Below are 22,396 nucleotides of genomic sequence, written 5' to 3' on the forward strand. Positions count from 1 at the left end.
GCGTCATTGGTCCGGAAGGCCCCACGGGGTCCCGGGTGGGCCTGCACGCAAGGGCTCGGGGCTCCTGGGCTTCAATGGCGCCCGCCCCGCCCTACCCGCCCGTCGCCGACGCCCTCAGGCCTAATAGGCCATGAGCCCCTGGCTTCCGCTGGCCTCTCGCACGTGATCCACCTCGAACGCCACCTTGCTGCCCTCCGCGGCCGCCGTCACGGTGTCGGGGTCCGTGTGTTGGGCGATGGCCCGCTCGGAGCGGGGCTAACCATCGGGTGTCTACCGCGAGCACGGCGACAACCCCGACTCGGTGCGCTTCTTCCATGCCGCCGGGCTTAACCACATCTCCTGCTCGCCGTTCCGCGTCCCCTCGCCCCCTTGGAGGCCGGCCATGCGCTGCTCTCCAGACGGGCCCCGTTCGCTCCCACGGGTCAGTTCAGTATCGCGCAGTGGTACTGGTCGGTAGTTGAACGGTGTCGTACTCAGTTGTGCGGAACCACCGCCACCGAGCACGGCGCGTGATGGACCACCGCGTGAGCGACGGCTCCGAGATGATGCGGGCCAACGGTTCGCCGACGTCCCACAATGACAAGGTCGGCGCCCCGGGACTCGTCGACGAGCACCTCATCGGCATGTCCCACGACGATCGCGGTGTCGACCTGCACCTCTGGGAACTTCTCAGCCCAACCCTCAAGCGCCCGTTCCAGCGCCGGGCGCTCGCGCTCCTCCAGCCGCACCCTCTCCTCGGGGCTCACCGGCACGAAATGGTGAAGCGGGAAGACCGGAGGAGCCGCCGCGCCAACGATGCGGAGGCCGGCCCCAGCTGCCTGTGCTGCGCGGAAGGCGAAGTCGATCAAGTCGTCGGCCCGATTCTCCGTATCGAGGCCCAGCAGCATGATCGGGGCATGGACGGGCTCCCCCACACGGCCCCCCTCGGCCTCCTCCCGCTGTCGAACGATGATCACCGGCTGGTCCGCGTGAGCAGCCAGGTGCAGCCCCAGGCCCCCAAGAACGAAGCCCCCTGAACTCCCGAGAGGTCGCGAACCGAGTACCAGCATTTCAGCACCGGCCGCCTCACGGAGAAGCACCTTGCGCGGATTCCCCTCCAACTGGACCGTCAAGATTTCCAGCTCGCTGTGGACCATGTCCCGATGAGCCTCTTCAGAGATCAGCCGGGACACCCCGCCCCGGGGCGCGGCGGTCGAGACGGGTATTGCCTCTCCTGAGGGACGCTCGGGACTCACGTACACCAAGGACAGCGGCAGATTGCGGCACAAAGCTTGCCGCGCCGCCCAGTCCGCCGCCGCCACGCTGGCCGGAGAACCATCGATTGCTGCTACGACGCGCCGATTCATGTCGTCTTCCCCTTTCGATGGGAGCGTCATTGGCGCCCACTGCGTCCACGCGTCGCAGACCGACTCCCCGGACGGCCAGCGTCGTCCCAATGCTGGCGCTCCCATACCAGTCTCCCTGCCCAGCCCACGGGACGCGAGGGCCGGCGGGACCCATCTGGACGGCGAGCGGTACCAATCGTTCAGCAACAAGGCCGCCGCTGCCGTCACCAGCGGAGTGCACCAGCTCAAGAGCAGCGTGCTCCCGTGTCCAACTGCCGCACGGAGGCCGGTTACCTACTGCCCGGTGAGGACGTTAGGGAGTGCACCAGAATTCGATGTACCTAGTGATGCCTCTTCGAGCGGCCTCGCGGGTGGGGTAACTCCCGCATGACACTCATTCTTTCTTCAGAACACCGACGAACGATTCGGCCATGGCATTGTCGAAACGGATCCCTGTCCGGCCGACCGACCGCCGCAGCGCGACTTCCCCAAGGACGCTCCCGTACTCATGCCGACTGCGCTCGAATCCTCAAAGGCCGGGCCGCCATTGATCGCGTACAGCAGGCCGATGCCTGGCATGGCGGTGGACTGTTCCTCCAGGTTTGGATGTAACCGGCGACCGTACCTGCCCTGTCGGCCGTCTCCTCCCGGGTCAGGCCAAGTTCTTCGCGTTGTTGGGCGATGCGACGCCCGATGTCGCCGTGTGCGCTGCCCGCTGCCGCGGACACCGCATTCGGCGTTGTCTGTTCGGACATGCCTTTCACTTCTTCTTGTCAGGACGTCCTGACCGTCAGGGCGTCGTGCTGCTGCTCGCCGAGGACGACCTTGAGCGCGCCGGTGTCGGCGGCCCGCGAGAAGACGTCGTACGCCTCCTTCATGGCGTCCAGTGGGAAGGTGTGGGTGACCATCGCCGAGGCGGGCAGGTGGCGCGCGGCCATCATGCGCAGCAGGGTGGGCGTGGAGTACGTGTCGACCAGGCCGGTGGTGTTCGTCACGTTCTTGATCCACAGGTCTTCGAGGTGCAGTGTCGCGGGCTTGCCGTGGACGCCAACGTTGGCCACGTGGCCGCCGGGCCGCACCATGCGCGTGCACCTCGAAGCTCTCCGGCACCCCGACCGCTTCGATGACCACGTCGACACCGAGGCCCTGCGTGAGGTCGGCCACCAGTTGTTCGGCCTCCTCCCCGGCCAGAGCCACGGCGTCGGCACCAAGGCGTTTGGCCGCATCCAGCCGGGCAGGTGCGAGGTCCACGGTGATGATCTTCTCGGGGGCGTAGAGCCGCGCCGTGGCGATCGCGGCGAGCCCGATGAGCCCGGCCCCGACCACGGTGTCTCCGGGCCGTACCCGCCCGTTCAGCACACCCACCTCGTAGGCGGTGGGGAAGATGTCGGCCAGCAGCACGGCATCCTTGCTCTCCAACGCGCCGGACCTGCACCGCGACGGCGTCACGGCTGACCGGAGAGCAGAAGACGAGGATCTACGCCTCGATCTCCTTCTGTATCCCGGCATCGTCCCTGATGAGCGCCTGAAGCATCGCATTGCGCCGCACCACCCCGACCAGGCACCCGTCGTGGTCGGGACCGGGAGCCGCTTCAGGCGCGACAGCGCCGCGATGTAAGCGGTCTCCGCGACGGTCGCCCCCGGTAGCACCATGGTGGCGGGGCTGGTCATCAAGTCCGCCTCGTCTCACCCCGGGCCTTGTCTTGCAGCCGGCGCTCCCGCAGCAGGCCGAGCGGGTCGGTGGCCGGATGCCTCGACGGCGACCTTCGCCAGCAGGTCGGACTCCGACACCACGCCGACCACCCGGTAGTCGGCGTCGACCACCGGGACGGCGCCGATGTGTTCGCGTGCCAGCAGGCGTGCGATATCGCGGTGCGACAGGTCGTCCCATGTGGACACGGCGGGCACGTCCACCACGTCCTGCACCAGCGGGGCCGCGGGCCCGGCGGCGGGCCGCGACGGCCGTTCCGAGGGTACGGCGGCCGCCGCTCCGGCCTGCGGAGGGGTCGGCGTGGCGGGGCCAACCGGAACCGACGGGGCAGGTCGCTCGCTCGCCGCGTACTTGACCGCGACAGTGGCGAGGGCGCCCAGATAGCGCAGGAACAATCCTGCCGGTGTTCCTCGCCTGGACGCCAGCTGCGCGACAGCACGGCACGGCGGCCTTCCGCGCCGATGGAGAAGTTCTCCCGGTTGTTCACGGCAGCCTCCGGAGTCCGTCGGTTTGCCTACCGTCCCAGTCTTGCCCTCCTCCACCCGTGGACAAGACCGAACGGCCCTGGTGGAGCAGCGGTCCGGCCGCGAACGGCCGGGAGGCCTTCGCGCACGCCGACATGAGACTCACGCGCGCCGGCGCGGCATTCGTCCACGAAGGGCTGGTCGAGCGGTCCGCGACCTGGGCTAGCGTGAGCCCCCGGACTACTCGGGATCTTCCTCCCGGACCCGATACGTCTTGGTCCAGGTGGCCCCGCAACGGCAGTAGGAGTGCTCCACGAGCTCACCATTCTCGGTGACTCCCAGCCCCTGGTTGATGCGCACGTGCACATGCTCAGACATGGCCAAACCTCCGTCCCACGAGCCTGCCGATCCGGCAACAGAGCGAAAAGTCATATCCTCCACATACGGGACAAGGTCGCGTAGGAGCCACCTCACAGTGCGGCAAGGCGCACAGGGCTGTCTCACGTTGCCGGTCGCCGATGTCGACGACGTGCGTCCGCAGGCTGGGCGCCGAAACTGCACACCATGCGCTGTGCTGGTCACGGGGCGCATAGCCCCCCGGAGGTGCCCGAACGGCCCTTCTGCGCGAGCCACCTCCCGGAGTCATCCTGAACGAAGACAGGGAAAGATGGCAGGGAACGAGGTGAGTCACGATGAAGGCGCATGAAGGTGACGTGCTGCGGTTCACCGGCAGAATCGTGGGAACGCCCGAACACCATGCCACCGTCGTGAAGGTGCTCGGCCAAAACGGCGAACCGCCCTATCGGGTGCGCTACGACGACGGTCACAAGACGGAGATCTATCCCGGCCCCGGATGCGTGATCGAGACCCATCCGGCACCCGATGCCTCGTTCGGGCATCCGCATCGGGAGAGGCGGTGACCGGACTCGCCGGAGGCGGGAACGGGTCCGCGCGGCCTGTGTGCGGAGCCAGGCTGCCGTGGCGCCGGGCGGCGCAAGGCGCGGCCGCGACAGGGTTGGGGAGCGGCAGGGACCGCGAGGACGAGCGCGGGTGGTTGTTGCTTCCCAAGTCCGGCTGGAGGCGCGTCGACACGATACGGGTGCGCCGCCTCTTCGGTTGACACGGCCGGTCCGGCCTGCTGCCGCGGGATGCTGGCGCCGATGCGGCGGTCCGCGCTTGGCCAGCCCGCAGCAGAGCACGCCATGACAGACCGGACCTTGCCCGTCAGGGCTCAGCGATTTCGATGTGCCGCGGCTTGGCGGCCTGCGCCTTGGGCACGGTGACGGTCAGTACGCCGTCGCTGAGGGTCGCGTTGACGTCGGCCTTGACATCGGTGGGGAGAAGGGAGTTGTACTCGAAGTGCCCGGTGTGTCGGGCGCTGCGGCGCAGCACGCGTTCCCATTCCTCGTACTCCCCGGTGATACGCAGTTCCCGCTCGCTGATCTCGATGTCGATGTCGTCGCGCTTGACGCCGGGGAAGTTCTGCCTCGACGACGCGACGACCCTGCCCGTACGAGACTGGCCCGGCAGGTCGGGCGACTCGACCGCAAAGGCCCACTTGGCCACGCCGCCGTCTGCGGCTACTCCCGAATGCGCCGGCGAAGCGGCCACTGCGTACCGGGCACATACCGCCGCTCTCGTCGATCCGTGAACTGTGCACCATGGTCACGTGGTTGTGCCGGCAAACTTGGATCTTCGGGATGCACCTGGCAACCGCGTGCGCCGGACGGTGGATCAACGCCCGGCAATGACGGACTGTCACCCTTACATGGTGGTAAGGGTCTCAGCACCTCGGTCTCTGTCGAGTGGCCCTACGGCAGTCAGACACTTCACCGCGATGTCGCGATCGGTTGGATCCTGTTACAACTTGTCGTCGCCGCCGCACACTGACAGCGATCGGCACAACAGTGATGGCTTCCTACGGCGCCTGAACTGGAGGGCACACCTCGGATCCAAGACAAGGAAGGAGCACGCCTCGCAGCGGTGCGCATTCGTTCTCCGCCGGATTTAAGGATGGAGGTACGGGGCACATCGCGTTGCCCGCCGTACTCCCCACCGGGGCAAGGAGGCCGGATCGTGTTCTTCATGGATCGTCGTGATGCCGGCCGACGGCTGGCTGCCCACCTCGAGCACCTCAAGGACGCCGAGGTCGTCGTCCTGGGCTTGCCGCGGGGACGGGTGCCGGTCGCCGCCGACGTCGCCGAGGCGCTGGGCGCGCCGCTGGATGTCTGCCTGGTGCGCAAGCTGGGGGTGCCGTTCCAGCCGGAGTCGGGTATGGGAGCGATCGGCGAGGGCGGCGTCCGCGTGATCAACGACGAGGTGGTGCGCACCGCGGGTATCACCCAGGATGAGCTGACCGAGGTGGAGGCCCGCGAGCGGGAGGTCCTGGAGAGCCGTGCCCGACACTACCGGGCGGGCGGGCACTGGCCGCTCTCAAGGGTCGCACGGTGCTGATCGTCGACGACGGGGTGGCCACGGGTTCGACGGCCCGCGCGGTCTGCCGGATCGCCCGCGCCCGCGGGGCCGCACGGATCGTGCTCGCCGTCCCCGTTGCACCGCACGACTGGACCGAGCGGCTGGGCGAGGACGCAGACGAACTGATATGCCTGCACTCCCCGCGGAACTTCTTTGCGATCGGACAGTTTTACAAAATCGACTTCTCCCAGATCGACGACGATGAGGTCGTCGCCTGTCTGGAAGAGGCGGTCGCCCGCCCGGTGAAACACCCACCGGACTGAGTCGCGTCATGCCGTGCCGGAGGACCGGGAGGTGGAGGTGCGGGCCGGTGCGACGGTGACGCGTGGGCAATTGACGGTGCCGGAGGACTCGATCGGGGTCGTGGTGTTCGCGCACGGCAGCGGCAGCAGTCGGCACAGCCCGCGCAACCGGTTCGTCGCGGCCGGGCTGAACCGGACCAGGCTCGGCCCCTGCTGTTCGACCTGCTCACCGAGGAAGAAGAGATCGACCGGGCCAACGTCTTCGACACCGACCTGCTGGCCCGGCGTCCGGCGGACGACACCGGCGGGCTGCGCGGACATCCTGAGTGCGAAGGGCCGGCCGTAGGCTACTTCGGCGCCAGCACCGGCGCGGCCCCCGCGCTGTGGGCCGCCGCCGAGCGGGGCGCGCGGATCGCCGCGGTCGTCTCCCGGGGCGGCAGGCCCGACCTGGCCGGGCCGCGGCTGCCGACGATGACGGCGCCCACGCTGCTGATCGTCGGGGGCCACGACCAGCTGGTACTCGAGCTCAATCGCGACCACTCACCTCTTCGAGGAGCCCGGTGCCCTGGAGCAGGTCACCGATCTGGCCCGTAACTGGTTCAGCGACCACATGGCCCCGGCTGCTCACAGGGCGGCCCGATTCTGAACGCGCCAGCCGCTAACGGGCGGCTGCTCAAGTGCGGCGGCACAAACCCTGCGCCTGCTGCCCACTACATCGCTCGCCCCGGAACCGAATCAGGCGGCGTGGCACACCTGCTGACCAGACGCGAGCGACACCTGTACTTCCGACCCACTCAGCCGGGCTTCCGGCCCGGGCACGGCATCGGGTTCAGGTGACGGGCCGCTACTCGACGGGGAAATCAGGCCGTAATGACGGCATAAGGCCAGGGGCTGGTGGTTACCCTGTCGTCGCACCTCGCCCGGCAGAAAACCCCAGTGGTCGTCAGCTCATGGCCTGGTGGTGCCGTGCGGCGGTGCGGCTACCGATCGGTTCCCCCACCCTGGCACGGAGCTCTGGGCAGGGAAAAGGAGAAGTCACCGCGGCGCCATTGATGCCCGTACGGGACGCCACCGGGCCTGTGCTGCAACCCCGCCGCTTCTGAACAAGTCAGCCGTCGCATACGTGGACAAGAAGCCTATCCGTCTCGCGGGGGTACCTCAGGGCATTTGAGGCCACTTTGCCGAGTTGGCTGCCGACAGCTCGAAGCGCCGACCTGCCAGGACTTTGAGGGTCAGGTGTGCGGGGTGCGAATGGCGAGGACCGCCATGTCGTCGTGTCCATCGCTGGGGTGCTCGTCAATCAGTGTGTGGACCAGGTCCGCAAGGGGACTGTTGGCGTGGGCAGTGGCGATGACGGCGAGACGTTGCAGGCCCACCTCGAATGAGTGGTCGCGGTGTTCGACAAGCCCGTCGGTGAAGAAGACCACGGTGGCGTCCGTGGGCAAGGGGTGCGTGTGATCGTGGCGTCGCCGGGAGGTGTCGATGCCGAGGGGCAGGTCGGGTTCCGCGGGCAGGTAGCGGGCCCAGCGATCGGGTGTGATCAGCAGAGGCGGGGGATGTCCTGCTGTGCTCCAGCGCAGCGTCCAGCCGGCCGATGGGGCGGGTTCGATGCGAGCAAGGCACGCGGTGGTCACGGGATTCTCGGTGATGGCCTGGAGGGTGCGGTCGAGGTGGGTGAGGACGACGCTGGGCGAGGTGCGGCGGTCATAGAGCAGGGCGCGCAGCATGTTGCGAGTCTGAGCCATGGCGGCGGCGGCCTGGAGATCGTGTCCGACGACGTCGCCGATGACTGCGGCGCAGGCTTTCTCGGGGACCAGCAACGCGTCGTACCAGTCTCCGCCCACGTGGCCGGGGGTGGTCGCAGGCGAGTAGGCGGCAGCGGCTTCGAAGGGCTCCAGGTCGTCGGGCAGGCGCGGCAGCAGGAGGCGCTGGAACCGTTCGGCGTCGCGACGGGTCTGCTCATACAGGCGGGCATCGTCAATGGCCAGGGCCGCGGCGCCAGCCAGCGCGACGATCAGGCCTTCGTCACGACCGTCGAAGGGGCGCCCGTCGCGCCGCTCGGAGAGATACAGATCGCCGTAGATCTTCCCGCGGATGCTGATCGGGGCCCCCAGCAGGGTGCGCATCGCCGGGTGGCCAGGCGGGAAGCCTGCCGAGTCCGGGTGGCCGGAGATCCCGTCGACGCGCAGCGGTGCGGGATGGGTGATCAGATGCCCGAGCAAGCCGCGCCCTCGAGGGTGCTCCACTCCGGCCAGGTCCGCCCTTTCCTGTTCCGACAGACCCACCGGGACGAACAACGCGAGGTTCTCGCCGTTCGCGTCAAGTACGCCGAGCGCACCGTAGCGGGCGCCGACCAGTTCCATCGCGGTGGACACGATCAACTCCAGCACGACGGACAGCTCCACCTCCCGGCTCAGGACGGCCTCATACAGCTCGTGCAACTCGTCCTGGGCGCGGGCCAGCAATTTGAGCTGCTCGGCGATCCGCTCCAACTCAGTGCCCAGCCGCAGCCTGGATACAGGCGGCGGCTTGCCCTCTTGAATGCGCTCACTCATCACGGCCGCCGGCGGTGCGGTGTTCGATTTCGAGGCCTTCGGCCGACAGCAGCCGACCCTCGGCCTCCTGACACGGCCTGATCAAACAAGACTGCGGCACGACACAACACAAATGTACCGAACACTAACATTGTCCATAAAAGTGGCCCGCTGTACCCGACGGAGCGTGTGGCCCCACTCTCGTTGCCGCATCGTTCTTGGTCTGCCTCTGTGTCCTGCTGATATTCAGAAACCACTGGAGCCCCCTCCATACAAAGACGGGGTCCAGTGCGCACCACCGAACGTGAGGCCCACAGCAGGCTCAGGCCCACTCCACTTCTGAGTGGATGTCCGAGGCACCTCCAGAACACGGCAGAGGTGCGCGAGGCCCGCGCTCCGCGGCCAGCTGCCGGGGCCCTCGGCGTCCCGATAGTAGCCAACGCACCGATCACCTCGTCCCCGCTCGCCCCACCAGCGCCTCAACCACCCGATCGGTTGCCTCGCTCACCTCAGTGCGCGTGCCCGCTGGGAGTGGGTGCGGCGTTCTCGACCGTCAGCGGCAGCAGCTTCTTACCGGTCGGGCCGATGAACAGCGCTCACAGCGAAGGTCACCGGAGATCGCGTGACGCTTGTCGCAGGGAGAGAACCAGCCCGCGTCGCTCTTCGAGTTGGCGTCCCGAAGCAGTCCGGTAAGGGTGGCGACCTCCGCATCCCCCGGGATGTCGCCGACATTCGGGACCATCGCCACGGCGCAGGATGGAAGAAGCAGACAGTCTCGATCCCTTTCCCTCGCCTGGAGGCGGAAGCGTTCGCCCGGCTCGCCGCCCGCTCGAATTCCTTTCTCGCCGAGTTCGAGGGGCCGGCCCCTGTGCCCGTACCAGCAGCTGTGAAGCGCAGGCCCGGTACGGCTGCGCCCGCAAGGTCGACGCTGCCCAGCGGCCTCGGACGTGGCGCACGAGTGAGGTGGCCCGTAGGCCGTTGTCGCCTGGGATGGGGCCGGGGCGGCGAGTGGTGGCAGAACGCGACCCGTCGGCGGCCGCGTTGCAGGTCGGGCCGTCGTTCTGGGAACAGGCAGTGGGAGAGGGCTGGCGATGGTTCGCACGCCCCGCCGACTGGGTGGCGGACTGCTGCTGGTCAAGGGAGGGTGGGAAGCGGAACCACTCGAGATGAGGCAGGTGGGCGAATGAGCAACAACGCAACGTCCGCTCCGCGGATCGTGGTGGGCGTCGACGGCTCCGAGCCGTCGAAGGCAGCACTGCGGTTGGCGGTCGACCAGGCCGAGCTGACGGGTGGTGTGGTTGACGCGATCTTCGCCTGGGAGCTCCCGTCGAGCTGGTACGGCCTGGCACCGCCCGTGGACACGAAGCTGGCCGACTACCAGGAGCAGGCGCGGAAGCTTCTCGACCGGGTGATCGACGAGGTCATCGGGCCGGAACGCACAGTCGAGATCCATCCCCGCTCGGCCCAAGGGCACGCAGCCGCCGTCTTGCTGGATGCCGCCGCCGGGGCACGGCTGCTGGTCTTGGGCAACCGAGGCCACGGCGGATTCGCCGAGGCGCTGCTCGGCTCGGTCAGCCAGCACTGCGTCCAGCACGCCCCGTGTCCCGTCGTCGTCGCGCGCGGCCCCCGCCACCACAAGCCATGAACTCGCGCCTCAGGAACCGACGTTGGCGCCGTGGCCCGTCCCCCGCGAGACGCTTCGGTTCACCGACAGCTCGGGATCGTGCGTCCGGCCGGGGGCATGGTGACCGGCGCTGAAGCACGGGCTGTCGCCGCGCGGCCATTGAAGCCTTCCGCACACCGGAGATCTCTGCATCGAGGCATGGGCGCCGACGCGTGAGGAGTGCATCGCCGAGGCGGTGCGGGGCATGGTCGGCAGCTTCGCCGACCTGCCCCCGGGCGCCTCCGGCGTCACCCGGGAGTGCGCGGTGTCCGCCGTGGACGCCGGACGGCTCCTCGCCGCCGTGCTCGAGGAGGTTATCCACCGCATGGACGCCGCAAGCGAGCTTCCCGTGGGCGTCGCCGTGACGCGGGGGCCGGGCGGGGTGGGCCTGCGTTTCACGATGGCCGACAGCTCGGCGGCCACACAGATCGGGGCGGTGCCCAAGGCCGTCTCACTGCACGGACTTGCGCTGGCGCCGGGGGCGCACGGGTGGGCTTGCCGGGTGACGCTGGACGGGCGATGGACGCCGTGATGCGGCGGTACGGCATCGACGTACCCGACCCGCAACTCGCCTGTGCGCCCGTCGACTCGCCCGAGGGCCGCGCCTACCTGGGCGCGATGGCCGCAGCCGCGAACTTCGCCCGCACCAACCGCCAACTGCTCGCCAATGCCGCGGCGTCTTCCGCGAGGCCACCGGCGCGGGCCTGGACCTGCTCTCCGACGTATCGCACAACCTCGCCAAACCGGAACGCCACCCCGATGCCGGGGCCGCCCCGCCACTGCTGTGCGTCCACCGCAAGGGCGCCACCCGGACCTGCCGGACGCACTGCGCCCCTTCGGCCAGCCGGTGTTCGTGCCCGGCACGATGAGCACCGCCTCGTACGTCATGACCGGCAGCACCGGCAACCCGGCCTTCGACTCCTGCTGCCACGGCGCGGGCCGCGTCTGGAGAGGCCGAACGCGAGAAGCGCGCCAAGATCATTGCCGCCGAGGGGGAAACCCTGAGCGCCGACCGCCTCGCCGAGGCCGCCGACGTCATCAGCGACCACCCCATCGCCCTTCAACTGCGCAACCTGCAGATCCTCGCCGAGATCGCTGCGGAGAAGAACTCCACGATCGTCTTCCCCGCCCAGTTCCTCGAAAGCGCCCGAGCCGTGACCCGCTTCGTCGAAGAGGAAGCCGGAAGAGCCGCCGCACCCCCTGCCGGAACCGGGCAGCCACAGGGCACCAGAGGCAAGACAACGAAATCACCGCAGCCCGCGCCCGCAGCAGCGCGGATGTCGTCGAGCCTAGCGCCAGGGCGTGCGGCGCATGGTTCAGGTGCCGCCAGGTCATGGACACGGGATTGACGGACTGAGGCCACAGACGGGGGAAGGGGGACCATGGGACCTGACCGTGCGTGGCCTTACATGTCGCGGCGTCCGGCATTCGACGTTGTACTGGTGGCAGGAGCGCTGCCGACCGAGGGGAGCAGCCGTGTCGGCTCCCAACGTTTCTCGTCCCGCGAAGCCTGAGACGGTCTTCGACCGTGACGCCGAGTGGGACGCACTTGTCGCCTTCGCCTGTGACACCCGGCCCGGAGCCAGCCTCGCTGTCGTGTCGGGACGGTTGCGGCAGGGCAAGACGTACCTCCTGGAGGCACTCACCGCGGCCCTGGGCGGCTTCTACTTCGGGGCGCAACAGGCCGCTCAGGCCGATTCCCTGCACAGCCTTGGCGACGAGCTCGCCCGGTACGAGCGCACAGCGCCGCCGAGTCACTGGCGCGGCTGGGAGGACGCCATCGACGCCCTGCTCGTGCTGGGCGACCGACGTCCTGTCCCGGTCGTCGTCGACGAGTTCCCCGACCTCGTGCGGCAGAGTCCCGCGCTGCCCTCCGTCATCCACAGCGCCTACCGCCGCCTGCGCGACGCGGGGCGGGACAACCGCTCACGCCTGCTGCTGAGCGGCAGTGCCCTGCCGGTGATGCACCGGCTGTTCAGTACGTCCTCACCGCTGCGCGGGCTGGCCGATCTGGAACTCACCCTTCGTCCGCTGGACTTCCGGCAGGCCGCGCGGTTCTGGGGCATCGACGACCCAGGCCTCGCCCTCCTGGTCCACGCCGTGGTGGGCGGAACCCCCGCCTACCGGCGCTACGCCGGAGACGACGCCCCCAGCAGGCTGGACGACTTCGACGCCTGGGTGTCCAGAACCGTCCTCAACCCCCAGATCCCCCTGTTCCTGGAGGCACATCACCTGCTCCAGGAGGAGACCGACCACTGGGACCGGGCGCTGTGCCATTCCGCGCTCGCCGCCATCGCCGCGGGCTGCTCGACACAGGGCGAGATCGCCGAATGTCTAGGCGCTCCGCTCACCGACGCCTCCCACTGCCTCGCGCTCCTGCAAGCAAACGGTCTGCTGTTCAGCGAGCCCGATGCCTTCCGTCCGAACCTCATCCGGCTGCGCCTCGCGGAGCCGCTGCTGGCCTTCGAGCACGCGGCTGTCTGGCCCCATCGCTCGGCGCTGGCGCAACAGGACGCCGTCGAGGTCTGGCGGCATGTACGTCCCGTCTTCGACTCCGCGGTGGCTCGTCCCCACTTCGCCCAGATCTGCCGGGACTGGGTCATGGACTTCGCCGACCCCACCGTCTTCGGCGCGCACCCCGCGACCGCGGCGCACGGCTCGGTTCCCGACCCGGCACGCCGTGCCGGTCCGGAGGCAGAAGACGCAGCAGCGGAAGTGGTCGTACGCGGCCGGGCCGACGCCCGTTACGGGCCCCTGCTTTCGGTGGGAGTGGCGCGCTGGGACGAGGTCATGGACCTGCACCACCTGGAACGGCTCCGTCACCTCCTCACCCTGCTCGCCGCCCGTGGTGAGGATGTCACCCGCACCCGGCCCGCCTGCTACAGCGGCGTCGGCTTCACTCCCGCGCTCCGCGCGGCCGAAGCCGACGGACATGTGGTACTCGTCGACCTCGACCGGCTGTACCGAGGGCAGTAGCCCGGCAGCAGTAGCGAAGCGCGCGGTGCCCGGCGATGATCCGGTTCAGCCGGGGATCCCCCTTGTCGTCCCTGCCCGGACAGGCACAGGCTCCTCCCGGCGCTCCCGATGCACCGGTTCCGAACCGCCGGCGACGAACTGCCAGCGGTCGGCGAGCCGGGCCTCGATGCCGGGCATCATGGTGTACTCCAGATCCCGAACGACTGCAATTCCCGGATCTCTGGGGCAACGCCGAGCGCCAGGTGTCAGCCCTGGGGAAGGCGTTCCCTCCGCCAGCGGCCGTGGCCGCCCGTTATGGCGGACAGGCAACCAGTCAGGCAGCGGCGCCGATGACACCGGTGATCGAATCGGCCCCCTGCGAGGCGCCGGGCCACGAGCCCGGGCCGGCGCCACTCGGCGGAGGCGGCCGGGGCGCGGTCCTCGCGCCCGTCCCGCCAGGTGCGCCCAGGACACGTGAGCGGTGCGCGGGCTCTCCAAGGGGCGGACAGTGGAGAGAGAACCAGTGCCGCGAGCGTCCGAGGAGGGAGCGGTGACATGCTGCATCGAATGGTCGAAGACCTCATGACCACGGCCGTGGTGAGTGTGAGGCGGGACACGGGCTTCAAGGACATAGCCCAGCACCTCGCGGAGCACGACATCACCGCGGTACCCGTCGTCGACGACCAGGGCCGTCCGGTCGGCGTGGTGTCGGAGGCGGACCTGCTGCGCAAACAGGAGAGCCAGGTGGATCCGGGCGGACATCTGACCGCCGCGCACCTGCTGCCCACAGAACGCGCCAAGGCCCGCGCGCTGACCGCCGAGGGGCTGATGACCAGCCCAGCCGTCACGGCGCGGCCGCAGTGGTCGGTCGTGGAGGCGGCCCGTGCCATGGCCCAACACCACGTCAAACGGCTGCCCGTCGTGGACGACGCCGACCGGTTGCTGGGCATCGTCAGCCGAGGTGACCTCGTGCACGTCTTCCTGCGGCGAGACCTCACGATCCGGGAGGAGATCACGACGGATGTCCTGACCCGGACCCTCGGCCTGGACCCCGGCGCGGTCACGGCCCAGGTCACCGCCGGACGGGTGACGCTCAGCGGCACCCTGCCGCAGGAAAGTCTCATCCCCATCGCAGTACGCCTGTCCGAAAGCGTCGACGGGGTCGTCAACGTCACGAATCACCTCCGCGCCGAGACCGACACGACAGCCGACACACCACGGCGCTGACCGCCTCCGCGCCGAGGACGAGGTCACTGCCGCAATCACCGCCTTCGAGAGGAAGGTCCATGGGGCGTCACCATTGGGCCCTGACGCTGCTCGTCCGCCCCTGGTGCAGGCGCCGTTGCTGCCCAGTGGTGGGCGGTCAGGGAACCGCCGTTCCGCGGTAGCCCCGCCGAGGCGGGAGCCCGGGCAGCACCGTGGACGGGGCCCGCCGCCGCGTGTCGGCGGGTTCCTCCTTCACCGGACGCCCGGCGAGGGCCGCGACGATGTCGGCCGCGGTCAGCACCCCGGCGAAACGCCCGTCCTCCCGCAGCACCAGGAGGGCATCGGCTTCGGTGTAGCTCATGAGGTCGGCTGCGTGACGTACGGTCTGCTCCACGTGTATGAGCGCCGGCTTGCGGCCGGGCAAGAGGTCGCCCACGCGCAGGCCGGACAGCGAGGCGGCCGGTGCCGCACAGGCGACCGCCACATCGGCCCTGTCCAGCAGGCCAACACAGCGACCGTCCGGACGTACGACCGGAAGGTAACGGGAGCCGGATCGCTCCAACAACTCCCAGGCCACGAGCACGGTCTCGTCCACAGCGATCGTGACCACAGCGGTGCGCATCACGACGGCAACCGTCCACGCCAAGACCTCCTGCTCATCGTGGACCGCCTGCTGCTGTTCCATGGCTGCCTCCTTCTTGTTCGCGGGGCGTCGCCGCGGCGTCACGGGGAGGGCATCGGTTTCCCTGCCTCGGCGGGGTGGTGGCCGTCCTGCCGCTGTTGTTGCTGCTGCTGCTGCTGCTGCTGCTGCTGCTGCTGGAAGGAGTAGTACGTCAAGTACGACGGCTCCGTCGATGATCTCGCGGGCGGTGAGCAGGTCTGCCAGGGTGTCCATGGCGGCCCCGTGGTCACGGAGCAGGTCCACGGCGCGTTTCTCGGCCTGGCGCAGCAGGCGGACGGTCTCCTCGTCGACGATGCACTGGGTCTGCTCGGAGTAGGGCCGCCGCAGCGTGTCCTCGGTGCTCTCGCCGCCGAGGTAGTGGGGGCGCCGGAGCCGTATCCGATGGGACCGAGGGCCGGGGACAGGCCGAATTCACGGACCATGCGGGCGGCGATCTGGGTGGCGCCGGCCAGGTCCTCGAAGGCGCCGGTCGAGCCCTCACCGAAGACGACCAGTCGTGCGGCCCGGCCGCCGAGCCGCACGGTGAGCAGGTCGGTCAGGTAGCTCTCGGTGTACAGGTGCCGCTCGGCTTCGGGGAGTTGCTCGGTACCGCTCGGAGTCGACCGGCTACCGGCTCGCCCAGGTGCATCCCCGCCCGCACCTGGCCGACAACGTGTCCGTACCCTGACCGTCAGCGAACTTCCGGCGCCCAGGATAGACGTGGCCGAAGCACAACAACGGCTGGACATCACCGGGTTCCCGTTCGTTTCTTCGCCGACGACAGCACCGGACGCGGCAACGTCCTGTACCACCGCTACGACGGCCACTACGGCCGACCTGGACCTGATCACCCCCGCCGAGTAGCAGCCCTCGAACACACACTGGTTCCGGGCTACCGGACGAGCACGCGTTCGCCGGAGCGTGGCACCACCGCGTTCCAGCCCAGTTGATCGTCGATCCGGTCGCGGAGGGCCTGGGCGGCGTCCGGCTCGCCGTGCACGAGGTAGGCGGCAAAGGGGGCAGGCGCGCCGCCGCAGAGCACCACCTCAGTGCGGTCGACGGCGAACGACTGGACGACCACCGTCCCGCCCCGCAACAGAGTGCGGGCGACGGCGCGGGCGAACCGTTCCCGACTCTCCGTGCGGTCATGGCGCCGGTTGCCGTACGGGGACTCCATCAGCAGGATATCGGCACCAATGAACGCGCCGGGCGGGCGGAGCAGGGGATGCACGGGGCGGCCCAGATCACCGCGACGGTCAGGGTGTGGCCGTCCTCCAGGGTCAGATGCACCCAGGACGATCCGAGGATGTGGCCGGCGCGGTGGAGCCGCAGCACGGTGTCGTTCGCGATGACGGTCTCCGCGCCGAGGGGGACCGGCTCGAAGAGACCGGACGTCCCTGTCGTCGTACAGCGGTTCGGCCGGCTGGTGTCTGGACCAGCCGTACCGGTTGGCATGGTCCGCCTGCTCCTGCAGCAGGTGGGCACTGAAGCGCAGGACGATCTCGGCGATCCGGGCGCTGTTCCCGGTGGCGAACACCGGCCCCTTGAAGCCTTGGCGGACCAGTCGGGGAAGGTAACCGCAGTGGTCCAGATGGGCGTGGGTGACCACCACCGCATGGACCGTGTCGGCATCAGCCGGCAACCGCCGCCAGTTGCGGCGCCTCAGCTCCGCGAAGCCCTGGAAGTGCCCGCAGTCCACCATGACCCGCGCGTGGTCGGTCTCCACCAGGAACTTGGATCCGGTCACCGTGCCGACCCCGCCGAGAAAGCTGAGCAGCCCCGGCCTGGGCTCCGGCGGGTCCACGACCGGATGACCGATGCCGCTCCTGTCCATGAGGATCGCCTCCTCCTGCCGCGAACGCGGCGTGCAACCACTGTCGCACCATCCGGAACGCGGCGACACGGCCGACAGCCCCGTGCACAGGCCGATCGCCGCCTGTGCGGTGTCGGGCGGCTTCCACCGGTCCCCCCATGAGTACCTGACGAAGCACTCTCCGCACATGGTCCGCAGCCGGGTATCGATCCCCACGGTGGCCGACAGCCGCAGCCGCGATGGCCCGATTCCCCTGGCAGGGGTTCGCTGCACGGCAGGGAATGCGGCGCTGGCATACGATTTGTCCTAGCGCTGACTTCTGATGAAGGAGTGCTCTACCGTGAGGTAGGTGCCTGACGATGGCCCTGATCTCTTCGTTCATCGCCGCCGCAGACCGGCCGGGCCGCTCCGTGCGGGCGGCGGCGGGTTATCTCCACCGGTTGGCCACCGCACAGCCGAAGTCCGAGGACGGGCGTCGACGCGACAGCGGAGAGGTCCTTGTCCCGGCAAGGACGGCGTCGTTCGTGAAAGGCCGTCCTGCGGGTCTGGGGCCGGTGACAGTGGCGTACGAGCAGCAGGGGACCGGGGAACCGCTGGTCCTGCTGCACGGGGTTGGGCACCGTCGGCAAGCCTGGGATGCGATCGTGCCGCTGCTGACCGGGCAGCGGGAGACGATCACCATGGACCTGCCCGGGTTCGGAGAGTCTCCCGACCTGGATCCGGCCGTGCCGCGCGATCTGGATACGGCTGTGGTCTGGCTGGGTGCCGTGCTCGCTGAGCTGGGTGTGGAGCGGCCGCACGTGGTCGGACATTCGCTGGGCGGACTGATCGCGCTGCATCTGGGTCAGGCCGAGCTCGCGCGCAGCGTGACGGCCCTGGCGCCTGCGGGGTTCTGGACCGATGTCGAGCGGCGGTACACCTACACCATGCTGGCCGCGGCCCGATACAGCGTGCGGCTGCTGCCGGATACGGCCATGGTCCGCCTGGCGCACACGGCGGCTGCCCGGACCGCGATGGCCGCCACACTCTACGGTCGGCCGGACAGGTGCCCACCCGAGACTCTGATTGCCGATCTGCGGGCGCTGCGAGACGCCACCGCCTTCGGCGCGACCCTGCGGGCCGGGCGGGAACCGGGCCTGTTCACCGGGGACATCCCCGATGTGCCGGTCACCATCGTCTGGGGCACCTGTGACCGCATCCTGCCGCCCTGGCAGGCCGCTCGTGTCCAGGCCATGATCCCCGGAGCCCGGCTCGTGCAGCTGCCCGACTGCGGCCACGTACCCATGAACGACGCACCCGACCTCCTGGCCCGCGTGATCCTTGAGGCGACCCCATCGGCCCCGAGAGGGCAGTAAGAATGCTCCGTCATAGCCAGCGTGATGGTCACCTCGGCGGGCGCCCAAATGCGGCATGCCGTGTACCCGGCTCGGCCGCTGACACCGCGCCGAGCGGGCCGGGCGACACCAGCCGCCACCGCGAACTGCACGGTCAAGCGTCTGGGGATGGCCGATATGTGGGCCAAAGAAGTGATATCGGCGTTAGTGCTGTTACCGGGGGCCTTGAGCGCGCGTTGGGCGGGTGTGGAAGCTCATGGTGATGATCCTGTGCGCGACGGGCCCTGCTCGGAGCTTCACCGGCTCCAATCGTCCGAGCGGGGCCACCAGGACGTCGTCGTCCATCACGAAGGCGGGTGGGGCCGGACCATGAGGGACATCTGCTCAGCGGTAACGGCTGCGGCCGCTGTAGTGCTGGCCGTTGCGGGCCGGCTCACCTGAGAGTTGGAAAAGTTGAAAGTGCCTGGTTCGAGACACCCGGTTAAGGTGAGCATGAACAGTACGGAAAGGCCGGGCGCGGCTGCGACGGGAGGCGCCCCCGATGTCTGCCAGTTGCTGCGTGAACAACTCGTCGAGATGATCGCCTCCGTCCGCTCGCATGCAACGATGACGCACGGTCTGGCTTTTGATGGCGCGGGCGACCGCCCGGCGACCGGTCAGACGGCGGGAAGGGCCGACGGCGGTGACTTCCTGAGCTTGGCCGAGGACGCGCCGTCATGGTGATGCGAGCCTTGGCTTCTTCGTTCACGGGCCAGGGGTGCCGTCCCGGTCATCCACACCTTGCCCGGCTGGCACAGCATCGGGCCCGGTCCCGGCCTCCTGGGCGTGGGCCTTCTTAACCCAGCCCCGCAACGACTCCGAACTGATCCCGAGCTCCCGGGCCACCTCGGTCACCGTCCGGCCCGACGACCGCACGAGCTCGACCGCGTCCCGCTTGTACTCCGCTGAGTAGCGATTCGTGTACGAAGTCCGACAGGCCGTGCAAGCTCTGAAGCACCACCGCGGCGGCCAGTACCTGCGGCGGCATGGACGGTCGGCCGTTGGACGAGGGATACATATCGGCGAACATCACTGGCGGGAAGAGCACGTCGCGGTGCTCGGCCAGGAACGCGAACACACTGCCCGGCGGGATCAACTCCCGCCCTGTATACCCACCAGACTGGCCCCGCACTGCAAGATCCGGAGCCAGAAGCCCCAACATTTTCAGTGATCTTCTAGGCAGCCGAGGAACGTGAGCAGCGTGGGCAGTGGCCCTCCGAATGGCCGGGCTGCAGGCCCGGGAATCGCGGTGGTCATGTTCTCGACTCCTCACCCATGTCACTGGATTGGGGCCGGTCAGCCCTGGCGGACTGGCGGTTCCCGTGGTGTGCTGGTAGTGGCGGGAGGGACCCGTTGGAGACGCGGGGAAGCGGCCGACAGCCGCGCACCACGCAATCCGGATCCGCGAGAAGTGGATGGCCCTTCCCGTCCTGTCATGCCGTGACCAGGTCGGTGACTCCTCAAGCAGCGGCAATCCGTGCCGGACGATCTCGTCCTCGATTCGCGTGACGAGGATGTCGACGGCGGCGGCGACGGCCACAGAGGGGGGAAAGTCCCGATCCGAGTGACGTGTCCGCGGTCTCGACGGCGCACGCCACCAGGCAGCCGGGCAGCCGGTTCAGCTCCCCACGCCGCCTCGACGGCTTCACCGAGTCCGCGCGGGCCGAGTGCCCTGGCCGGGCCGGTCCGCGGGCGCCCAGTGCGAGGCGCTGGATCCGGCCTGCGTGACTCGGCCGGGCGTGCGTCGCATACAGAACCACAGTCGGCTCCGTGTGGTCTCACAACCTGATCAGCCGCCCTGATCAAGGTCACATTCCGCGAGGCCGGTGCCGGGCGGGAAGGGCCTCTCCAGCGCCCTCTCGCGCAGGCGGCCCAGCACCGCCCTGCCAACACCTTGGTCGTGCCGGGACAGGTTACCGACGGCGACGAACGCGATACGCGTGGAGACGCTCATGGTGTCTCTCCCCCCACAGCGGGTGTTTCCAGCGGGCGGGTCGGCGGACACCGGGTTCCATGGGCCGAAGGGCCCTGGTCGGATCCGAGCGGCCCGTGGCGGCGGGGCACGGACGCGCCCACGCTGGAAGCAGGAACCATCAGGAACCATGAAGGGAGCCGGTGCGATGACCTCCGCGACCACCATGGCCACGGCCTTGCCTGCCGAGTACCGCGAACGGCTGATGCGTCTTGCCCGCGAGGTCTCCTTCGAGGCCGGGGCCCGCCTGTTCGAGGAGGGCCGGCGCGCCGATCGCTTCTGGATCGTCCGTACCGGGACCGTCGCGCTGGACCTGTACGTGCCCGGCTGCCGTCCCGCCGTCATCGAGTCGCTCGGTCACGGCGAACTGGTTGGCTGGTCCTGGCATTTCCCGCCATACCTCTGGCAGTTGGGCGCCGAGGCGATGAGCCCGGTGCGGGCCTGGGAGTTCGACGCCGAGGCGGTCCGGGCGATGTGCGCCGAGGACGCCGAGTTCGGCCGGGCGATCGCGGTCTGGGTCGGCCGTGTGGTCGCCCAGCGGCTGCACGCCTCCCGGGTCCGGCTGCTCGACCTTTACGCCCCCTACGGCAGCGGTGGCCTGACGTGACCGCCCGGCTTCAGGAGGACAGCATGCACAGTAGCCCGCATCGAGTGAGTGACGTGATGACGGGTGCCGTCGTCGCGGTGGGCCGCGAGGCTCTGTTCAAGGACATCGTCGAGCGCATGGAGCAGTGGAAGGTCAGTGCCCTTCCCGTGCTGGAGGGCGACGGCCGGGTGATCGGGGTGGTGTCGGAGGCCGATCTGCTGCCCAAGGAGGAGTTCCGGGACAGCAATCCGGACCGGTTCACCCAGCTGCGCCGGCTGCCCGACCTGGCCAAGGCCGGGGCGATGAACGCGGAGGAGCTCATGAGCACCCCGGCCGTCACCGTCCACGCCGACGCGACGCTCGCCGAAGCAGCCCGCATCATGGCCCTGCGCCGCGTCAAGCGACTGCCCGTGGTGAACGCCGAGGGTCTGCTTGAGGGCGTCGTCAGCCGCGGGGACCTGCTCAAGGTGTTCCTGCGCCGGGACAATGATCTTGCCAACGAGATCCGCCGCGACGTGGTCGACCTCCTCTTCCCGGCCCCGGTCGAGCCCGTGCACATCACGGTCACCGAAGGCGTCGCGACGCTGACCGGACGAGTGCCGGACGCCACCCGGATTCCTCTCGCCGTCCGCCTCGTGCGGGGCGTCGAGGGCGTGGTGGGCGTGGACTGCCGACTCACCGCGGCCAATGAGTAGTGGCCCTCGCCCTCGCCATGAGAACAACTGGCCGAGCTCCTGCGAGCGTTGACAGACAGCATGCCGTGTGGAAGAGCCCGCTGTTCAGCGTCTGCCTACCCCCACTCAAGCGCTCAGGTTCCCCCACCGAGGTCCGACCTGCTTCCATTCCTGGTCCCATTCGGCCATGCGCCGCCGGATGAGCCGGCTGCGAACCACCCGTCCAACGGTCCAGACCGCGGCGCCCGCCGAGGGGGCCACGAGGGCTCCGGTCAGGGCCGCCTGCAGGGTTGCCGCTGCACCCGTGACGGGTGCGGACACCACGCGACCCGTATGGTCCGTCCACACGGTGATCCGGGTGCCGGCCGGAGCACCAGGGAGCACCTTCGCCCGGTCTGTGTGCACGGTTCCGTCCGCTGTCGTCCAGCGCACGACCGCCCATACCCGGCCGTCGTCCTGTCCGCTCCCGCCGAGCGGCGTCCTCGCCGCGTCGTCGGTGAGGACGGCGGACACGGCGTGGACCTGAGCCTGCCGCGCGGCGAACGCCGAGTCCGTCGCCTGGGCCGCGGCCGCGCCCGCCAGGGTCCCGCCGGAAAGGGCACAGATCCAGGTGGCGAGCACGATCCACGCTTCGACGACATCGCTGTGCCGTCGGAGCGGGTTGCGCCGCCAGCGCCACAGCCGTACGGGTTTCACCGTCGTGGGAGTCGTGGGAGGTGTCTGCGTCATGGTCGGCGCCTCC

The 22,396-nt window shown here is 69.3% G+C and carries 26 protein-coding genes and 4 pseudogenes; 15 read left to right on the forward strand and 15 right to left on the reverse strand.

Going from position 1 to position 22,396, the window contains the following annotated elements; genetic code table 11:
• Positions 1 to 473: 473 nt before the first annotated feature.
• Together OG819_RS41220 and OG819_RS41225 are read right to left on the reverse strand one after the other, a co-directional pair.
• Complete coding sequence (locus OG819_RS41220; protein WP_266654291.1) at positions 474 to 1,346, reverse strand: universal stress protein; 873 nt, start codon at positions 1,344 to 1,346, stop codon at positions 474 to 476.
• Positions 1,347 to 2,098: 752 nt separating this feature from the next.
• Positions 2,099 to 2,741 (reverse strand): annotated as a pseudogene (locus OG819_RS41225) (zinc-binding dehydrogenase); the annotation flags it as partial.
• Here OG819_RS41225 and OG819_RS41230 point away from each other — a divergent pair.
• On the forward strand, positions 2,734 to 2,943 hold the full coding sequence (locus OG819_RS41230; protein ID WP_266654293.1) for a hypothetical protein: 210 nt from the start codon (positions 2,734 to 2,736) through the stop codon (positions 2,941 to 2,943). The pseudogene OG819_RS41225 and the gene OG819_RS41230 sit on opposite strands and share 8 nt — an antisense overlap.
• A 68-nt stretch (positions 2,944 to 3,011) precedes the next feature.
• On the opposite strand, the gene OG819_RS41235 is transcribed toward OG819_RS41230, so the two are convergent.
• The gene (locus OG819_RS41235) at positions 3,012 to 3,431 is read right to left on the reverse strand and encodes a CBS domain-containing protein (RefSeq protein ID WP_266654295.1); all 420 of its coding nucleotides are present in this window, start codon (positions 3,429 to 3,431) and stop codon (positions 3,012 to 3,014) included.
• Positions 3,432 to 3,740: 309 nt separating this feature from the next.
• Positions 3,741 to 3,878: a hypothetical protein gene (locus tag OG819_RS41240; RefSeq protein WP_266632236.1), complete on the reverse strand. Its 138-nt coding sequence runs from the start codon at positions 3,876 to 3,878 to the stop codon at positions 3,741 to 3,743.
• 314 nt (positions 3,879 to 4,192) lie between these two features.
• On the opposite strand from OG819_RS41240, the gene OG819_RS41245 reads away from it, so the two are divergent.
• Positions 4,193 to 4,420: a DUF1918 domain-containing protein gene (locus tag OG819_RS41245; protein ID WP_266632234.1), complete on the forward strand. Its 228-nt coding sequence runs from the start codon at positions 4,193 to 4,195 to the stop codon at positions 4,418 to 4,420.
• Between the two features lie 304 nt (positions 4,421 to 4,724).
• On the opposite strand, the gene OG819_RS41250 is transcribed toward OG819_RS41245, so the two are convergent.
• The gene (locus OG819_RS41250) at positions 4,725 to 5,066 is read right to left on the reverse strand and encodes an Hsp20/alpha crystallin family protein (RefSeq protein WP_323139418.1); all 342 of its coding nucleotides are present in this window, start codon (positions 5,064 to 5,066) and stop codon (positions 4,725 to 4,727) included.
• A gap of 519 nt (positions 5,067 to 5,585) precedes the next feature.
• On the opposite strand from OG819_RS41250, the gene OG819_RS58785 reads away from it, so the two are divergent.
• Positions 5,586 to 5,954 (forward strand): hypothetical protein, encoded by a 369-nt coding sequence (locus tag OG819_RS58785; protein ID WP_323139419.1) that lies wholly within the window; start codon positions 5,586 to 5,588, stop codon positions 5,952 to 5,954.
• Positions 5,948 to 6,238, forward strand: coding sequence for a phosphoribosyltransferase family protein (locus OG819_RS58790; protein ID WP_323139420.1), 291 nt, complete (start codon positions 5,948 to 5,950; stop codon positions 6,236 to 6,238). Before OG819_RS58785 ends, OG819_RS58790 begins: the two co-directional genes overlap by 7 nt.
• 6 nt (positions 6,239 to 6,244) lie before the next feature.
• On the opposite strand, the gene OG819_RS58795 is transcribed toward OG819_RS58790, so the two are convergent.
• The 3 genes from OG819_RS58795 to OG819_RS41260 form a co-directional block, all read right to left on the reverse strand.
• On the reverse strand, positions 6,245 to 6,538 hold the full coding sequence (locus OG819_RS58795; protein ID WP_323139421.1) for a hypothetical protein: 294 nt from the start codon (positions 6,536 to 6,538) through the stop codon (positions 6,245 to 6,247).
• 26 nt (positions 6,539 to 6,564) lie between these two features.
• Positions 6,565 to 6,747, reverse strand: coding sequence for a hypothetical protein (locus tag OG819_RS58800; RefSeq protein ID WP_323139422.1), 183 nt, complete (start codon positions 6,745 to 6,747; stop codon positions 6,565 to 6,567).
• Between the two features lie 702 nt (positions 6,748 to 7,449).
• On the reverse strand, positions 7,450 to 8,772 hold the full coding sequence (locus OG819_RS41260; RefSeq protein WP_266632232.1) for a PP2C family protein-serine/threonine phosphatase: 1,323 nt from the start codon (positions 8,770 to 8,772) through the stop codon (positions 7,450 to 7,452).
• Between the two features lie 1,162 nt (positions 8,773 to 9,934).
• Between OG819_RS41260 and OG819_RS41265 the strand changes: the two genes are divergently transcribed.
• The 5 genes and pseudogenes from OG819_RS41265 (at position 9,935) to OG819_RS41285 (ending at position 14,596) form a co-directional block, all read left to right on the forward strand.
• Positions 9,935 to 10,396, forward strand: coding sequence for a universal stress protein (locus tag OG819_RS41265; protein WP_266654297.1), 462 nt, complete (start codon positions 9,935 to 9,937; stop codon positions 10,394 to 10,396).
• A gap of 202 nt (positions 10,397 to 10,598) precedes the next feature.
• Complete coding sequence (locus tag OG819_RS41270; RefSeq protein ID WP_266634948.1) at positions 10,599 to 10,946, forward strand: archease; 348 nt, start codon at positions 10,599 to 10,601, stop codon at positions 10,944 to 10,946.
• A pseudogene (locus tag OG819_RS59215) lies at positions 10,946 to 11,771 on the forward strand (RtcB family protein). Before OG819_RS41270 ends, OG819_RS59215 begins: the two are co-directional and overlap by 1 nt.
• 119 nt (positions 11,772 to 11,890) lie before the next feature.
• Positions 11,891 to 13,390 carry an ArsR family transcriptional regulator gene (locus tag OG819_RS41280; protein ID WP_266654299.1) on the forward strand — a complete coding sequence of 500 codons (1,500 nt, stop codon included), beginning with the start codon at positions 11,891 to 11,893 and terminating at the stop codon, positions 13,388 to 13,390.
• 534 nt (positions 13,391 to 13,924) lie between these two features.
• Positions 13,925 to 14,596, forward strand: a complete 672-nt coding sequence (locus OG819_RS41285; protein WP_266632226.1) for a CBS domain-containing protein — start codon at positions 13,925 to 13,927, stop codon at positions 14,594 to 14,596.
• 136 nt (positions 14,597 to 14,732) lie between these two features.
• Here the strand turns inward: OG819_RS41285 and OG819_RS41290 are convergent, their stop codons facing one another.
• On the reverse strand, positions 14,733 to 15,260 hold the full coding sequence (locus OG819_RS41290) for an HPP family protein (protein WP_266632224.1): 528 nt from the start codon (positions 15,258 to 15,260) through the stop codon (positions 14,733 to 14,735).
• 219 nt (positions 15,261 to 15,479) lie between these two features.
• Here OG819_RS41290 and OG819_RS41295 point away from each other — a divergent pair, with 219 nt between their 5' ends.
• Positions 15,480 to 15,800: a hypothetical protein gene (locus OG819_RS41295; RefSeq protein WP_266655629.1), complete on the forward strand. Its 321-nt coding sequence runs from the start codon at positions 15,480 to 15,482 to the stop codon at positions 15,798 to 15,800.
• Here OG819_RS41295 and OG819_RS41300 read toward each other — a convergent pair.
• A pseudogene (locus tag OG819_RS41300) lies at positions 15,683 to 15,985 on the reverse strand (hypothetical protein); the annotation flags it as partial. The gene OG819_RS41295 and the pseudogene OG819_RS41300 overlap by 118 nt on opposite strands.
• On the opposite strand from OG819_RS41300, the gene OG819_RS41305 reads away from it, so the two are divergent.
• The gene (locus OG819_RS41305; protein WP_266655631.1) at positions 15,957 to 16,100 is read left to right on the forward strand and encodes a hypothetical protein; all 144 of its coding nucleotides are present in this window, start codon (positions 15,957 to 15,959) and stop codon (positions 16,098 to 16,100) included. The pseudogene OG819_RS41300 and the gene OG819_RS41305 sit on opposite strands and share 29 nt — an antisense overlap.
• A 28-nt stretch (positions 16,101 to 16,128) precedes the next feature.
• Here OG819_RS41305 and OG819_RS41310 read toward each other — a convergent pair whose 3' ends face one another.
• A complete protein-coding gene (locus OG819_RS41310; protein ID WP_266654301.1) occupies positions 16,129 to 17,070 on the reverse strand; it encodes an MBL fold metallo-hydrolase in 942 nt (313 codons plus the stop codon).
• Positions 17,071 to 17,408: 338 nt separating this feature from the next.
• Here OG819_RS41310 and OG819_RS41315 point away from each other — a divergent pair, with 338 nt between their 5' ends.
• Both OG819_RS41315 and OG819_RS41320 read left to right on the forward strand, forming a co-directional pair.
• A complete protein-coding gene (locus OG819_RS41315) occupies positions 17,409 to 18,404 on the forward strand; it encodes an alpha/beta fold hydrolase (RefSeq protein WP_266654303.1) in 996 nt (331 codons plus the stop codon).
• 471 nt (positions 18,405 to 18,875) lie between these two features.
• Entirely contained in the window at positions 18,876 to 19,106 is a 231-nt protein-coding gene (locus tag OG819_RS41320; protein WP_266654305.1) for a hypothetical protein, read from the forward strand.
• Between the two features lie 21 nt (positions 19,107 to 19,127).
• On the opposite strand, the gene OG819_RS59220 is transcribed toward OG819_RS41320, so the two are convergent.
• The 3 genes and pseudogenes from OG819_RS59220 to OG819_RS41330 form a co-directional block, all read right to left on the reverse strand.
• Positions 19,128 to 19,442, reverse strand: coding sequence for a transposase (locus OG819_RS59220; protein ID WP_353963267.1), 315 nt, complete (start codon positions 19,440 to 19,442; stop codon positions 19,128 to 19,130).
• Positions 19,351 to 19,584: pseudogene (locus OG819_RS41325) on the reverse strand (hypothetical protein); the annotation flags it as partial. The gene OG819_RS59220 and the pseudogene OG819_RS41325, both read right to left, overlap by 92 nt.
• A 627-nt stretch (positions 19,585 to 20,211) precedes the next feature.
• Positions 20,212 to 20,376 carry a hypothetical protein gene (locus tag OG819_RS41330; RefSeq protein ID WP_266632214.1) on the reverse strand — a complete coding sequence of 55 codons (165 nt, stop codon included), beginning with the start codon at positions 20,374 to 20,376 and terminating at the stop codon, positions 20,212 to 20,214.
• A 166-nt stretch (positions 20,377 to 20,542) separates the two neighbouring features.
• On the opposite strand from OG819_RS41330, the gene OG819_RS41335 reads away from it, so the two are divergent.
• The gene (locus OG819_RS41335; RefSeq protein ID WP_266654307.1) at positions 20,543 to 21,001 is read left to right on the forward strand and encodes a cyclic nucleotide-binding domain-containing protein; all 459 of its coding nucleotides are present in this window, start codon (positions 20,543 to 20,545) and stop codon (positions 20,999 to 21,001) included.
• Between the two features lie 23 nt (positions 21,002 to 21,024).
• Positions 21,025 to 21,675 carry a CBS domain-containing protein gene (locus OG819_RS41340; RefSeq protein WP_266654309.1) on the forward strand — a complete coding sequence of 217 codons (651 nt, stop codon included), beginning with the start codon at positions 21,025 to 21,027 and terminating at the stop codon, positions 21,673 to 21,675.
• 105 nt (positions 21,676 to 21,780) lie between these two features.
• On the opposite strand, the gene OG819_RS41345 is transcribed toward OG819_RS41340, so the two are convergent.
• Complete coding sequence (locus OG819_RS41345) at positions 21,781 to 22,383, reverse strand: hypothetical protein (RefSeq protein ID WP_266654311.1); 603 nt, start codon at positions 22,381 to 22,383, stop codon at positions 21,781 to 21,783.
• Positions 22,384 to 22,396: the final 13 nt, after the last annotated feature.

This window comes from Streptomyces sp. NBC_01549, assembly GCF_026339955.1.
Taxonomy (GTDB): domain Bacteria; phylum Actinomycetota; class Actinomycetes; order Streptomycetales; family Streptomycetaceae; genus Streptomyces.